The following is a 13,865-nucleotide window of genomic DNA, read 5'->3' on the forward strand; positions in this document are numbered from 1 at the left end:
GGCCCCGCCGACCAAGGAGGACCCATGACCACCACCGTCCCCGCCTCGAGCCTCGAGACGCCGCTGAAGTTCGCGTACTGGGTGCCGAACGTGTCCGGCGGCCTCGTCGTCTCCACGATCGAGCAGCGCACCGACTGGCAGCTGCCCTACAACTCGCGCCTGGCGAAGATCGCCGAGGACTCCGGCTTCGAGTACGCGCTGACCCAGACCCGCTACGCCGCCAGCTACGGCGCGGACAAGCAGCACGAGGCCTCCGCCTTCTCCCTCGCCCTGCTGGGCGCGACCGAGCGCCTGCGCGTCATCGCCGCCTTCCACCCCGGCATGTGGCACCCGGGCGTGCTCGCCAAGTGGCTGATCACCGCCGACCACCTCTCCGGCGGCCGCGCCGCGGTCAACATCGTCTCCGGCTGGCTGAAGGACGAGTTCTTGAACTTCGGCCTGGAGTGGCTCGAGCACGACGAGCGCTACGTCCGCACCGAGGAGTTCATCCGCGCGCTGCGCGGCCTGCTCACCGAGGACGGGTACACCCAGGACGGGAAGTACTACTCGATCGACGGCTTCACCCTGAACCCGAAGCCCGTCGACGTCCCCGGCCGCCCCCACCCCGAGATCTTCTTCGGCGGCAACTCCACCGCCGCGCAGGCCACCGCCGGCCGCGTCGCCGACTGGTACTTCTCCAACGGCCGCACCCTCGAGGGCTATCAGGAGAACGTCGCCGGCGTCCTCGCCTCCGCTGCCGAGGCCGGCCGCTCCCCGAGGTTCGGGCTGAACGGCTTCGTCATCGCCCGCGAGTCCCGCCGGGAGGCCGAGGACACGCTGCGCGAGATCGTCGCCAAGGCGCACCGCCCCGCCGTCGAGGGCTTCAAGCAGTCCGTGCAGGAGGCCGGCGCCTCCACCAAGGACGGCAAGGGCATGTGGGCCGACTCCTCCTTCGAGGACCTCGTCCAGTACAACGACGGCTTCAAGACCCGTCTCATCGGCACGCCCGAGGAGATCGCCGACCGCATCATCGAGTACAAGAAGATCGGCGTGAACCTCCTGCTGACCTGCTACCTCCACTTCCAGGAGGAGGTCGCCGCCTTCGGCCGGGATGTGATGCCGATCGTGCGCGAGAAGGAGAAGGACCTCGCCCGTGCCCACGGCACCGAGCTGAACACCGACCTGCTCCCGGTCGCCCCCGGCGTCTCCGCCGATGAGGCCGCGGCCGCGACCGCCGAGACCCTCCCGGCCGACCATCCGGCGAAGGCCGGTGTCGCCGCGTGAGCCAGGAGACCTTCGAGAACCAGGTCCCGTCGGCCCCGGAGCCCCCGTCGGCCCCGGAGGGAGGTTTCGGGTTCCGCACCCGTGCGCTGCACGCCGGCGGCACCCCCGACGCCCAGCACGGCGCGCGCGCCGTCCCGATCTACCAGACGACCTCGTTCGTCTTCGACGACGCGGACGACGCCGGGACCCTGTTCGCGCTGCAGAAGTACGGCAACATCTACTCCCGCATCGGCAACCCCACCGTCGCCGCCTTCGAGGAGCGCATCGCCTCGCTCGAGGGCGGGATCGGGGCGGTCGCGACCGCCTCGGGGATGAGCGCCGAGTTCATCACCTTCGCGGCGCTCGTCGGCGCGGGCGATCACGTGGTCTCCTCCGCGCAGCTCTACGGCGGCACCGTCACCCAGCTCGACGTCACCCTCCGCCGCTTCGGCGTGGAGACCACCTTCGTCGCCTCCTCCGACCCGGAGGACTACCGCGCCGCGTTCCGGCCGGAGACGAAGGTGCTGTACGTCGAGGTGATCGGCAACCCCTCCGGCGAGATCGCCGACCTCGAGGGCCTGGCCGAGCTCGCCCACGAGCACGGCGTCCCGCTGGTGGTCGACGCGACCCTCGCCACCCCGTACCTGGTGCGGCCGCTCGAGCACGGCGCGGACATCGTCATCCACTCGGCCACGAAGTTCCTCGGCGGGCACGGCACCACCCTCGGCGGCGTGGTCGTCGAGTCGGGCCGCTTCGACTGGGGCAACGGGAAGTTCCCGACGATGACCGAGCCTGTCGAGTCCTACGGCGGGCTGCGCTGGTGGGACAACTTCGGCGAGTACGGCTTCCTCACCAAGCTGCGCTCCGAGCAGCTGCGCGACATCGGCCCCTCCCTCTCCGCGCAGGCGGCGTTCCAGCTGCTGCAGGGCGTGGAGACGCTCCCGCAGCGGATCGACGCGCACCTGGCTGGAGCGCGCGCGGTCGCCGAGTGGCTCGACGCGGATCCGCGGGTCTCGTTCGTGACCTGGGCGGGGCTCGAGTCCCATCCGCATCACGAGCGCGCTGCGAAGTACCTGCCGCTCGGCCCCGGCTCCGTCTTCGCCTTCGGTGTCCGGCCGACGGGGGAGCACGCGAGCGCCGAGGATGAGGCGGCCGCGGCCCGCGCTGCCGGCGAGCGGGTGATCGAGAACCTTCAGCTCGCCTCGCACCTGGCGAACATCGGGGATGCGCGCACCCTCGTGCTGCACCCGGCCTCGACCACGCACCGCCAGCTCACCGCGGAGCAGCTCGTCGCCGGCGGCGTCCGGCCCGACCTCATCCGCATCTCGGTGGGCCTCGAGGACGTGGAGGACATCCTCTGGGACCTCGACCAGGCGATCACCGCGGCGACCGGCCGCAGCAGGGAGGAGCAGGCATGAGCGAGCAGACGCTCACCGCACGGACGTGGCAGGGCCCCTCGGCCCCGGAGCGGCTCGCGATCCTGCGCCGGGCGCGCTCGATCGCGATCGTCGGCGCCTCGACGAACCCCGCCCGGGCCAGCTACTTCGTGAGCACCTACCTGCTCTCGAGCGCGCCCTACGAGGTCTACTTCGTCAACCCCCGCGCGACGACGATCCTCGGGCAGCCGGCCTTCGCCTCCCTCGCGGACCTGCCCGTCGTGCCCGACATCGTCGACGTGTTCCGCCGGGACGCCGACCTGCCGGGCGTCGCCCGCGAGGCCGTGGAGGTCGGCGCGAAGGCGCTGTGGCTGCAGCTCGGCTCCTGGAACGAGGAGGCCGCCGCGATCGCCGAGGCCGGCGGCCTGGACGTGGTGATGGACCGCTGCGTGAAGATCGAGCACGCCCGCTTCCACGGCGGGCTGCACCTGGCCGGGTTCAACACCGGCGAGATCACCTCCCGCAAGCAGCGGCTCAGCGCGCGGCGCTGAGCGTACGCTCGGAGATCAGGCGCGGGTCGGGGATCACCTCGGCCCGCGTTCTGCTGGCCGGGGCGCTCCGGCACCGCTCACCCCTCGATGCGGAGTCCCAGATGCGCGGCGAGGAGCGGAGCGAGCGCGGTGACCTGCGCGGCGTCGAGCGTCGCGCCCGCCAGGCCCTCGAGGTTCGCGATCGACCCCATCTCCAGCCCGCGCAGGTCCACGTCCTCGAGCCGGGCGTGGGGCAGGGCGACGGAGCCGGCACGGCAGTTCACGAAGGCGACGCGGGAGGCGGTGACGGCGCCGAGGTCGAGCTCGTCGATCGTGCAGTCCTCGAAGAGCACGTCCTCCAGCGTCGAGGAGCGCAGGTTGATCCAGTCGAACTTCGTGCCGGTGATGCGGGTGGAGCGGATCTCGGCGTCGTAGACGTCCAGCGCCCCGATCCGGGAGCCGACCAGCTCGACGTCGCGCCAGGTGGAGCGGGTCGCGTCCAGCACCGGGGCGTTGAGGCGCTCGATCCGGGTCTCGAGCAGTCGGGCGTGCTGGAGCACGGTGGTGTGCGCGGTGACGTCGACCAGCTCGCACTCGGTGAAGGTCGCGCCGGTGAGGTCCGCCCCGGTGAGATCGGAGCCGACGAGGCGCAGGCCGTCGTGCCGGTCCTGGGCGTTCAGCTGCGCGGCGTCCGCCTCCTCGAGGTCGGGCAGGACCAGGCGCTCGAGGACGGGCGGGCGGGTAATGGTGCGACGGCGCATGGGGTCCTCGGATCGGCGGCAGACGGTCGTCCTCGAGGGTACGGGGAGGGGGAGACGCTCCGGCAGGATTCGAACCTGCGACCCACTCCTCATGAGGGAGCTGCTCTACCGGGCTGAGCTACGAAGCGGTGGTGCGGCGGGTGCCGACGGGACGGCGGGTGCCAGCGGGCCGACGAGCCGGAGGGACCGGCGAACCTGCGGGACTGCGGGCGGGCCCTCCGAACTCGCCGACGGGGTGTGACAGGACCAGCCTGAGGGACGCGAGAAGCGGTGTCGAGCGCGCTGTCATCCACCGACTCATTCGACCCGTCGCGGTCTCGACCATTCCTCCACAGAGGGTGGTTATCCACATTCCTGGGGTGGACGTGGTGTCATTCTGGGGAAACACGGCGGAGCGTTTTCAGATGAAGCATCGAAGCGCGTCATGTTCGCCCCGTGCCTGCGCAGATGTGTAACGCGATGGGTGAGTGTGCGTGCGACCGCCCCTCCCCGGTCGACGTTGTCCACATTCTTCTAGGGGCCTTTCAAATGTCAGAGGGGGCCGGAAGAATAGGGCCATGACTCTCGCAGTGCAGGACCTCGGCGCGGCTGCTGGTGATCCCCACCAGCAGCTGATCGACGCCGTGCGTGCGGGAGGTCCCGGAGCGCTCGCCGAGGAGCTCGGAGACCGCGCTCATGTGCTGAGCGCCCTCACCGGGTTCCCGCAGGAGCTGTTCACCCCCGCGGATCCGTCGGCCGAGGCGTTCCGCGACGTGATCGGCAGCCTGCACTCCCTGCGCAGCGCGATCGACGCGCTCGAGACCCGCGCCGTCGTCGCGCTCGCCGACTCCCTCACCCTGCGCAGGCAGGCCGAGGCGCGTGCGCACGCCGCGCAGGAGTCGGGGGAGGAGACCCCGCCCGCACAGCTGCTGCGCGCGGCGTCCCGTGAAGCCGCCCGCGAGGTCTCGATGCTCACCCGCCGCTCCCCGGCGTCCGCCTCCCGCTCGCTCGCTGCCCGTCGCCGGCTCGTCGCGGACATGCCGGTGATGCTCTCCGCCCTCGCGGACTCCCAGGTCACGACCGAGGACGCCTACCGCACCGCCCGCTCCTTCGCGCCGCTCACCCCCGCCCAGCGCCGCGAGGCGGACCGGCTGCTCGGGGAGCGCCTGCCCTACCTCGACGGCGCCGGCTCCGAGGAATGGTCCGACGCCTGCGCCGCCGCGATCTCCCTCGCCGACCCGGACGGCGAGGCCCGCCGCCACCAGCACGCGAAGCGCGACCGGCACGTGACGGTGCGCCGCGGCGAGCACGGCATGGCCACGGTGACGGCGCACGTCACCGCGCTGGACGCGGCCCTGATCCGCAAGCGTCTCTCCCTCGAGGCCGAGCGCCTGCGCGCCGCCGGCGATCGCCGCGGGCACCAGGCCATCCAGGCCGACACCTTCGTGGACACCCTGATCGGCCGCAGCGAGAGCATGGCGCCGGTGACCCTGGACATCGGCGTGATCATCACCGACCACGTGCTCCTGGACCCCGGCACGGGCGACCTCGCCCAGATCGAGGGCTACGGCACGGTTCCCGCTGAGGCGGTGCGGGAGAGTCTGCGCGATCCGCTCGACGCGATCGCAGGCACGGACGAGGACCCGCTCGGCCCCGAAGGTCCGGCGCTGCGCGCCGTGCTGCGAAAGCTGTACGAGCACCCGAGGACCGAGGAGCTGGTCGCCGTCGAATCCCGGGCGCGGGCCTTCCCGCCCGCGCTCGCCCGCTTTATCCGCCTGCGCGACCGGACCTGCCGAGGCCCTCACTGCAGCGCCCCGATCCGCCACATCGACCACATCCGGCCCCACTGCGCCGGCGGCCCGACCTGCCTGGACAACGGGCAGGGAGCCTGCGCCTTCTGCAACGACAAGGAGCAGCAGCTGGCGAGCGTGGAGCGGGTCGGGGACCCGGCGGCCGACGGGCACGTGGTGGAGTGGACGACCGGGCTCGGCACCCGCCGACTGACCCGCGCGGCACGGCTCAGCGCGGGAGGGGAGGAGCCCCAGCCGCCACCGTCACCGAGCGAGCCCCCGTCCAGCGCGCCCCCGCCGAGTGCGCCGGACGAGTCCGGGCAGCCACCGGGCAACTCGCCCTGAGCTGGCCGACGGACAGTCAGGGCAGGTCGAAGGCCGTCCAGCGCGTGCCGTCGAAGGCGAGGACCCCTTCTCTCGAGCTCAGGCAGAACAGCACGTCCTCCGCAGCGGACCAGACCATGCTGTCCACCCCGGACTCGACCTCGATCTCGTGCCGGGACTCCTCACCGCTCTCCCGGTCCCACAGCAGCAGCTCCTCGTCGGCATGCAGCGCGACGCGGTGCCCCGGCCCCACCGCGAGATCCGCGAACCAGGTCGAGGTGGTCACGGGCCCCTCGGCCACGGAGCCGTCCGTCCCGACCGCCATCAGCGCCCGCGGCTCGTCGGCGACCACGATCAGGGCGCCGTCCGCCGCATGGTCGAGCGCGAAGACGATCCCCGGCACATCCTCGAGGACCTCCGTCCGCCGGCCCGTCGTCGGGTCCCAGAGCGTCGGAGGATTGTCCTCATCGCCTTCGCTGGAGGTCGAGGTGGCGCCGACGGCCAGGGAGGAGCCGTCGGGCGAGTAGCTGAGATCCCGGTTGTGCCGCGGTCCGGTCCGCAGGACGTGCCCGCTGCCGCAGGACTCTGGGTCCATGTCCCACAGGCGCACGGTCCTGTCCGACCCGGAGGACGCCAGCTGCGTGCCGTCCGGGCTGAACGCGAGATCGAGGATCGCCGCGGTGTCGCCGCGCGGCAGCTCGTGCCCGAACAGGGTGCGCTCGAGCGTTCCCTCGAGATCGACGATCGAGACCAGGCGGCCGTCGCCGATCGCCAGGCGGTCCCCGTCCGGGTGCCAGGCGAGCCTGCCCAGCATCGGAGGGCGGAAGCGATGGATCACCGCTCCGGTCCCCGCATCCCAGAGGACGACGCCCCTGGTCCCGTAGCGCTCAGGATCCTGCGGGAAGCCCATCTCGCAGGCCGCGAGCGTCGAGCCGTCGGGGGAGAGCGTGAGGGTCGAGGACATGAACAGCAGGGACTCGTCGAGCGGGGCGGGATCCACGATGACGCCCTCCGGCACCGTCTCGTACGCCTCCTCGGGGATCTCCTCGGAGGGGTCTATGCAGATGCCGGGACTCCGCGACCCGGGCAGCGGCGGGAGACCGCCCGAGCATCCTGCGAGCGCCAGGGCACCGGGGAGCGCGGTCGCGCCCAGCAGCAGGCGTCGGCGCGAGCAGTCCGTCATCGTCGATCCCTCTCCGTCCCCATGAGCACCAGCCCACGTGCGCCGTCGTCCGAGCGCGTGACCGGGCTGGTCATCGTGCCTCGATGCTAGGAGCGCTGCGCGGCGACGGCGATGGGGAGCGCTCCCCATGCCCGGCCTCGCCGGCGCGGCGCCCCGGCCCATCGGGACTCACGGCAGCTCGAACTGCCGCCACTGCGTCCCGTCCCACGCCGAGATCCCCTCCGACTCGCTCAGCGTGTACAGCGTCGCCTCGTCCGGCGACCAGCAGATCCTCTCCAGAAGCGACATCTCGAGCGTCTCCTGCTCGTCGCTGTCACGGTCCCACAGCCGGAGGGTGCCCGATGCGCTGAGCACTGCGACCCGGGATCCCGTGCCGACGGCCAGATCCCTGAACCGTGCCGCGTCCACCGGCGGGCCCGTGCTCGTCGATCCGTCCGGCGCGTGCACGGCGAGCGAGGATGGGTCGTCGAGCACTTGGACCAGTGTGCCGTCCCCGCTGTACCCGAGCCCGAGCACCGTCCCCTCGACACCGTCGAGGACCTCCTCCCGCCGGCCGCTGTGCGGATCCCACAGCCCGGTCGGCCTCCCGCCCTCGTCGGCGTCCGTCAGCGCGACGCCGCCGACGGCGAGGCGGGCGCCGTCGGGCGAGAACGCCACGGTCCTCTGCCGGCGAGCTCCCGGGGCGAGGACCCGGGTGCCTGTGCAGCTGTCCGTGGAGGTCGAGTACAGCCGGACGGCGCCGTCGCTCGCCGAGGCCGCCAGCAGCGACCCGTCCGGGCTGTAGGCGACGTCGAGGATCCGCGGGGAAGTCCCGCGGGGATCCGCATTGCCCACGAGGTTCCGCAGCAGAGTGCCCCCGACGTCCACCTCCGCGACGTGGAGGGCGTCGCCGACCGCGAGGCGCGATCCGTTCGGGTGCCAGGCCAGCGGCCCGATGGCGTGAGGGTTCAGCCGGCGCACGATCTCCCCGGTGCTCGTGTCCCACAGCAGCACGCCGTGGGTGTCGGCGAGGTCGAGCTGGGACCGGTCCGGGGCCTCGCAGGCCGCGATGAGCGTGCCGTCGGGGGAGACGACCGGGGTCTGGATCTCGAAGTAGTGCTCCTCCGACGGTGGCACGATCCGGGCTCGGGCGCCCCGCGGCCGGCGGGGCGGCTCCGGCTCCGGCACCTGCTCGTCCGGCTCGAGGCAGCTGCCCACCTCCGGGCTGCCCCCGCAGCCGGGAAGCAGCAGCGCCGCCGGCAGGGCCGCGGCGCCGAGCAACCAGCGGCGCCGCGGCAGCGCGAGCCTGTCACGGGAGAGGATCATGGCATCACGGCCTCGGAGGGGAGACGGGGAGCGGTCTCAGCACAGGGACGCTCACGAGATGACCGGGACGCCGGCATCGAGCTGGTACTGCTGGAGCTCCTCGAGAGTGATGTCCTCGGCGAACTCGTCGCCCTCGTCGAAGGCATCGTCCTCGAGCGGCTGCTCCCGGTACGCCTCGTACTCCTCGTTCCAGGCGTCCTTCTCCGACTGCGGGGCGTCCTCGGGAGGCTGCGGATCGGTGGGCCCGTCCTCGTAATCGCGATCGTTCTCGCGCCAGGCCTCGATCTCCTCCTGCGTGACGCCGTGCTCCTCCTCGATGCGCTCGTAGTCCTCTGCGCTGTCGTCCTCCCGCCAGAACTGCCATGCCGGCGGACCATCGGTCTCCTCGACCCAGTTGTCCTGAGCCGCGTGGCGAGCCTCGTGCGCGACGGTGTTGAGCGAGTCGGGGTCGGAGACATGGTTCTCGTCGATCTGGATGTGCTCCCCGCGCAGGGGATGCCTGATGTCGAACTCGTACCAGAAGCCGAGGGCTCCGTCCTCCGACAGATCGTCGAAGAAGACGGGCACGTCGTCGACACCCTGACGCTCGAGCTCCTGGGCGGCGATCTCCCGGAGGACCCGCTTCTGCTCAGGCGGGTCCATCGCGGCCCAGGCGTCGGCGACCTCCTGGCTCACCTTCCCGTCCCCGCCGCCGCCGGCGCGGCGGCCACGTCCCGATGCGGTGCCTGAGGAGCCGGCCCTGCTCCCGCCGCTCGCACCGTCGCCGCGCTCGCCCTGCGAAGCGGTCTCCTGCTGCTCCGCCTCCTCATCGAGCAATGTCCCGGCGGCCTCGAGCGCGGTGCACTGCTCGCGCAGCAGCTGGGACGCGCCGCTGATCCAGTCCGCGCGGAAGCGCTCCGCGTCCGGCCCCCGCCAGATCGCCTCGCTCGCCCGCACGAGCGCATCGAGCACGCCGTGCCGCTCCTCGAGACGCTCGCCGGCAGCCCGCAGACGCTCGGCGTGGGCCTCGCCCTGCGCGGTGTCCATGCCGATGAGCCCCATGGCCTCCCCCTTCGTCCCGTCCTGGGAACGACCCTAGGGGAAAGCGGGAATCGTGGACATGGGGAGTCCTCCCCTGTGGACGGAGCTCAGTCCTCCGGGGCGTCTCCGGCCTCGTCCTCGTGCGCGGCGGCAGGCGGGGCGAGCCAGAGTAGACGGAACCACACCTCGCCGTCGTCCTCGAGGGTGTGGACGTCGAACTGTCCGCGCCCGTCGGAGACCTGCCGCTGGGCGGTCGGGCGCTGCGAGGAGGCGCGCAGGATGTCGTACTCGTCCTCGATGCGGAGCACTGAGCACGGCTCCTCCTCGGAGCCGCTGCCCGAGGCCGCGATGCTGTCGAGCGCGAGCCGGGAGAACTTCGCCTCGATGCGGCCGGCCTCGGCATCGCCCAGCTCGGTGAGCGCCTTCGCGAGGTAGCCGTGCGCGGACGGGCTCAGGAGCGCGCCGGGCATCCACGAGCGGATCAGGTCGACGATCTCCTGGTGCTTCCCGTCGCGCAGCAGCGGGACCACCGCCCGGGAGACGGAGAGGAGGGGGTCGTAGCGGGGAGCCGCCATGATCCCGGCTTGCAGGTCGTGAAGACCCTCGGGCGTCGGGTCCAGGGCGTAGGCCTCGACGAGGTCGTTCAGGGACATCGTGTGTCCTTTCGCTGGTCAGGTGGGAAAGCCGTGGGGGCGGAGAAGCTCCATGATGGTCGACGCGTCCGGGGCGTCAAGGCGTCTCGAAGCTGTTCCAGGACTCGCCGCCGGACCAGGCGACGACGCCCTGGGACGGGGAGGCGCTGTACAACGTCCTGCCGTCGGGGGAGAACACCAGCCGGCCGGCGGATCCGCGCACGACGGGGAGCTCGACGGTCTCGTCGGTCTCGCGCTCCCAGAGCAGCACGCGGTTGTCGCCGCGGCCGACGGCAGCGACACGACCGCCCACCCCCGCGGCCACCCAGTACGGGCCCTCCGCGGAGAGAGCCGGTCCGGTGGCCACCTCGCCGGACGGGGCCAGGGCGTGGAGGGCGCGCTCCCCGTCGGCGGCGAGGATCAGCGTGCCGTCCTCGGCGTGCGCCAGCCCGGCGACCGTCCCGGGGAGGTCCGGCCCGGTGCCGGTGCGAGTCCCGGCGTGCGGGTCCCAGAGCTCCACCGTGCCGTCCTCGGCGCAGAGGGCGAGCGTGTCGTCGGCGGGGGAGAGGCTGAGCGCGATCACCGTCCCGAGCTCCGCGGCGATCTCGTGATCGACCTCGCAGGTCTCGTCCTCGAGGTGCCAGATCGTGACGCGTCCGTCGGCGCCGAGCACCACGAGGCGGGTGCCGTCGGCGGTGAGGGCGAGATCGCCGACCCGATTCCCGATCCGGGGGCCGAAGGGCTCCTCGCCACCAGTCAGCACCTTCAGCACCTCGCCGTCCGCCTCGCGGAGCTCGACGGTCGTGACGCCGCCGATCGCGAGCCGTCCGCGGGAGTCCGCGGCGATCGCACCGACCAGGCCGTTGTCGTGCCGTTCGAGGATCGTGCCGTCGGCGGTGCTCCACACGACGGTCCCGAAGGTGTCCGACTCGCCGAGCATCAGCGCGTCCGAGGTCTGCTGGGCGGCGAGCCGTTCCCCGCCCGCGAACAGGGCCAGTCCGTACTCCGACAGAGGCCGGTCCGGGATCGCCTCGTTCTCCGGGCCGGCGTCCGCGCGCGCGGGCGGCTCGGGGCGCTCCCGGCGTGACGCGTCCTCGTCCGACAGGCAGCGATCCGGCGACGCGACCGTCTGCGTCTCCCCCGATCCGTCGGCGGTGACCGGGTCCTGCGAGGGCTCGTCGCCGCCGCGGAAGGATCCGCAGCCGACGAGGGAGAGCGCCGCGGGCAGCAGGCTGGCACCGAGCAGTCTCCGGCGGCTGGGGGAGGGGGTCATCGTCGCTCCTCGTGATGGTCGGTGTCAGGACACTCGGCACTGCTCATCAGAGTGTTCCTCATCGGACCCCTGCCCGCTCCTCGTATCGGTCGAGGTCCTCCATCGTCAGCTCCTCGGAGAACTCTGCCCCGGCGTTCCGGGCATCGACCTCGACGGACCTGTCGAAGTAGGGATCCTTCTCCTCCTCGGAGGCCTCCCAGTGCTCACGCCAGGAGTCGATCTCCTCCCTGGTGAAGCCGTGCTCCTCCTCGAGGCGCTCGTAGTCGTCCGCGGTGGAATCCACGCCGGGCAGCCAGTCCCAGAACCCGGGCTCAGTGTCCTGCACTGCCTCCCACTGTGCGGCGTGACGGGCCTCGTGAGCGAGGGTGTGCAGCAGACGCGGGGTGTCCAGCACGCTGCCGTTGATCGAGATCGCGTGTCCGTCCTCGCCGAACGACCACAGGCCGTTCCCGTCGGTCAGGTCGAAATCGATGGGCACGTCCCCGATCCCGTACTGCTCCAGCTCCTCCTCGATGATCGCCCGGGCGACCGCCTCACGGTCCTCCTTGCTCATCGACTCCCAGCGCTCGGCGACCTCCGGATCGACCTTGCCGTAGTACGGCTCCTCGCCCGGTGCGTTGGGACCGTCCTGTGCCGAGGGGCCCGTCGCCGACCTGGCCTCGTCGCCCGCGCCGGAGGAGGCAGCCGCCCCGTCGCTCTCGGAGGCGCTCTCCTGCTCGTCACGGTGCAGCGACAGCTCGCCGCTGCGAGCGGCCAGATCACCTGTGGCGGTGCGGAGCGCCTGCGCCGTCGAGCCCCACGAGGCGCGGAATGCCTCTGCATCGGCACCGAGCCAGAACTCCGAGCTGCGCGCGACGGCCGAGCCCAGCTCCTCGGCCAGCTGCTCCAGCCGCTGAGCGCCGGTGTCGATGCGCTCTGCCTGCGCCGAGGCCTGGTCGGTGCTCATGCCGATGAAGGCCATGGGGTCCCCCGTCTCGTCCCGCGTGCGGTTCCGTGCCCCCTCGGCACGGTGCGATCTGTCGCGTCACGCGTCGTCGGTCCGATGGTAGAGCGAGCCCTGCACGAGAGCGATGGGGAGAACTCCCGGGCCATGCACCGCGTGACGTCTCGCGCTCTCAGCCCTGCGCGGCCGCCTTCGCCGCCGCCGGCAGCACCGCCGCGATCCGGTCCAGGACCTCGTCGGTGTGGGCGGTGGAGACGAACCAGGCCTCGAAGGCGGAGGGTGGCAGGTACACCCCACCCTCGAGCATCGCGTGGAAGAAGCGGGTGAACGCCTCGGTGTCCTGCGCCTTCGCGTCGTCGTAGGTCGTGATGGGCTCGCCGCGGAAGAACACCGAGAACAGGGTGCCGGCGGTCTGGATCACGTGCGGGACGCCCTCGGCGGTCAGCGCGTCGGCGACCAGCTGCTGCAGCGCGGTCGAGGCGCGGCCGAGCGTCTCGTAGGCCGCGTCGTCGAGCCCGGCGAAGGTCGCGAGCCCCGCCGCGGTCGCGAGCGGGTTCCCGGACAGGGTGCCGGCCTGGTAGACGGGGCCGGCCGGGGCGAGCAGGCCCATCAGGTCCTCACGTCCGCCGAAGGCGCCGACGGGCAGGCCGCCGCCGATCACCTTGCCGAAGGTCATCAGGTCCGGCGCCCAGTCCTCGCCGGTGCCGCGCGGCCCGTCGACCCCGTAGTGGCCCTCGGCGCTCGCGCGGAAGCCGGTGAGAACCTCGTCGCTGATCAGCAGCGCGCCCGCCGCGTGGGCGGTGTCGGCGAGGAAGCGGTTGAAGCCGACGCCGTCCTCGGCGAGCGGCGGGACGACGCCCATGTTCGCGGGCGCGGCCTCGGTGATGATCGCGGCGATCTCGCCGCCGCGCTCGGCGAACAGGGCCGCGACGGCCTCGCGGTCGCCGTAGGGCAGCACGACGGTGTCCTTCGCGGTCGCGGCGGTGACGCCGGCCGAGCCCGGCATGGCGAAGGTCGCGACCCCGCTGCCCGCCTCGGCCAACAGCGCGTCGACGTGCCCGTGATAGCAGCCGGCGAACTTCACGACCACGTCGCGGCCGGTCGCGGCGCGGGCCACGCGCAGCGCGCTCATCGTCGCCTCGGTGCCGGAGTTGACCAGGCGCAGCTGCTCGACGGGGCCGATCCTGCGCACGACCTCCTCGGCCAGGGTGACCTCCCCGGCCTGCGGAGCGCCGAAGGAGAGGCCGCGACCGGCCGCCTCCCGCACCGCCTCGACCACGCCGTCATGCGCGTGGCCGAGGATCATCGGACCCCAGGAGCCGACCAGGTCGACGTACTCGTTGCCGTCCGCGTCGGTGAGCAGGGCGCCCTTCGCGCTGGTGAGGAACGGGGGCGTGCCGCCGACGGAGCCGAAGGCGCGCACGGGCGAGTTCACGCCGGAGGGGATGACGCGGCGGGCGCGGTCGAAGAGGTCGGCGGAGAGGGTGGTCGTGGGGGTCATGCGGGG

12 protein-coding genes and 1 tRNA gene are annotated in these 13,865 nt (G+C 72.5%); 4 read left to right on the forward strand and 9 right to left on the reverse strand.

Annotated elements, in window-relative coordinates; genetic code table 11:
• The first annotated feature begins 24 nt into the window (after positions 1-24).
• The 3 genes from sfnG to A4A78_RS05505 are packed head-to-tail and all read left to right on the forward strand — an operon-like array spanning position 25 to position 3,169.
• Entirely contained in the window at positions 25-1,263 is a 1,239-nt protein-coding gene (sfnG, locus tag A4A78_RS05495; protein ID WP_062947347.1) for a dimethylsulfone monooxygenase SfnG, read from the forward strand.
• Positions 1,260-2,660 (forward strand): O-acetylhomoserine aminocarboxypropyltransferase/cysteine synthase family protein, encoded by a 1,401-nt coding sequence (locus A4A78_RS05500; protein ID WP_255360960.1) that lies wholly within the window; start codon positions 1,260-1,262, stop codon positions 2,658-2,660. The genes sfnG and A4A78_RS05500 overlap by 4 nt, the downstream gene beginning before the upstream one ends.
• Complete coding sequence (locus A4A78_RS05505; RefSeq protein WP_062947348.1) at positions 2,657-3,169, forward strand: CoA-binding protein; 513 nt, start codon at positions 2,657-2,659, stop codon at positions 3,167-3,169. The genes A4A78_RS05500 and A4A78_RS05505 overlap by 4 nt, the downstream gene beginning before the upstream one ends.
• Positions 3,170-3,246: 77 nt before the next feature.
• Here A4A78_RS05505 and A4A78_RS05510 read toward each other — a convergent pair whose 3' ends face one another.
• Together A4A78_RS05510 and A4A78_RS05515 are read right to left on the reverse strand one after the other, a co-directional pair.
• Positions 3,247-3,909, reverse strand: coding sequence for a pentapeptide repeat-containing protein (locus A4A78_RS05510; RefSeq protein ID WP_062947349.1), 663 nt, complete (start codon positions 3,907-3,909; stop codon positions 3,247-3,249).
• 54 nt (positions 3,910-3,963) lie between these two features.
• Positions 3,964-4,037 (reverse strand) — tRNA-Met (locus A4A78_RS05515).
• A 429-nt stretch (positions 4,038-4,466) separates the two neighbouring features.
• Here A4A78_RS05515 and A4A78_RS05520 point away from each other — a divergent pair.
• Positions 4,467-6,023, forward strand: a complete 1,557-nt coding sequence (locus A4A78_RS05520; RefSeq protein ID WP_062947350.1) for an HNH endonuclease signature motif containing protein — start codon at positions 4,467-4,469, stop codon at positions 6,021-6,023.
• A gap of 16 nt (positions 6,024-6,039) precedes the next feature.
• On the opposite strand, the gene A4A78_RS05525 is transcribed toward A4A78_RS05520, so the two are convergent.
• The 7 genes from A4A78_RS05525 to hemL all read right to left on the reverse strand — a co-directional run bounded on the left by A4A78_RS05525 (position 6,040) and on the right by hemL (position 13,859).
• Positions 6,040-7,185 (reverse strand): WD40 repeat domain-containing protein, encoded by a 1,146-nt coding sequence (locus A4A78_RS05525; RefSeq protein WP_062947351.1) that lies wholly within the window; start codon positions 7,183-7,185, stop codon positions 6,040-6,042.
• A 168-nt stretch (positions 7,186-7,353) separates the two neighbouring features.
• Positions 7,354-8,490 (reverse strand): WD40 repeat domain-containing protein, encoded by a 1,137-nt coding sequence (locus A4A78_RS05530; protein WP_062947352.1) that lies wholly within the window; start codon positions 8,488-8,490, stop codon positions 7,354-7,356.
• A 51-nt stretch (positions 8,491-8,541) separates the two neighbouring features.
• The gene (locus A4A78_RS05535) at positions 8,542-9,531 is read right to left on the reverse strand and encodes a WXG100 family type VII secretion target (RefSeq protein ID WP_062947353.1); all 990 of its coding nucleotides are present in this window, start codon (positions 9,529-9,531) and stop codon (positions 8,542-8,544) included.
• An 86-nt stretch (positions 9,532-9,617) separates the two neighbouring features.
• Complete coding sequence (locus A4A78_RS05540; protein WP_062947354.1) at positions 9,618-10,163, reverse strand: DUF4919 domain-containing protein; 546 nt, start codon at positions 10,161-10,163, stop codon at positions 9,618-9,620.
• A 76-nt stretch (positions 10,164-10,239) separates the two neighbouring features.
• On the reverse strand, positions 10,240-11,415 hold the full coding sequence (locus A4A78_RS05545; RefSeq protein ID WP_062947355.1) for a WD40 repeat domain-containing protein: 1,176 nt from the start codon (positions 11,413-11,415) through the stop codon (positions 10,240-10,242).
• A 58-nt stretch (positions 11,416-11,473) separates the two neighbouring features.
• Positions 11,474-12,361 carry a WXG100 family type VII secretion target gene (locus A4A78_RS05550; RefSeq protein WP_197466631.1) on the reverse strand — a complete coding sequence of 296 codons (888 nt, stop codon included), beginning with the start codon at positions 12,359-12,361 and terminating at the stop codon, positions 11,474-11,476.
• Positions 12,362-12,530: 169 nt separating this feature from the next.
• Positions 12,531-13,859 carry a glutamate-1-semialdehyde 2,1-aminomutase gene (gene hemL, locus A4A78_RS05555; protein WP_062947357.1) on the reverse strand — a complete coding sequence of 443 codons (1,329 nt, stop codon included), beginning with the start codon at positions 13,857-13,859 and terminating at the stop codon, positions 12,531-12,533.
• Between the last annotated feature and the right edge of the window lie 6 nt (positions 13,860-13,865).

This window comes from Brachybacterium sp. sponge (assembly GCF_001613775.1).
In the GTDB taxonomy this organism is placed as follows: domain Bacteria; phylum Actinomycetota; class Actinomycetes; order Actinomycetales; family Dermabacteraceae; genus Brachybacterium; species Brachybacterium conglomeratum.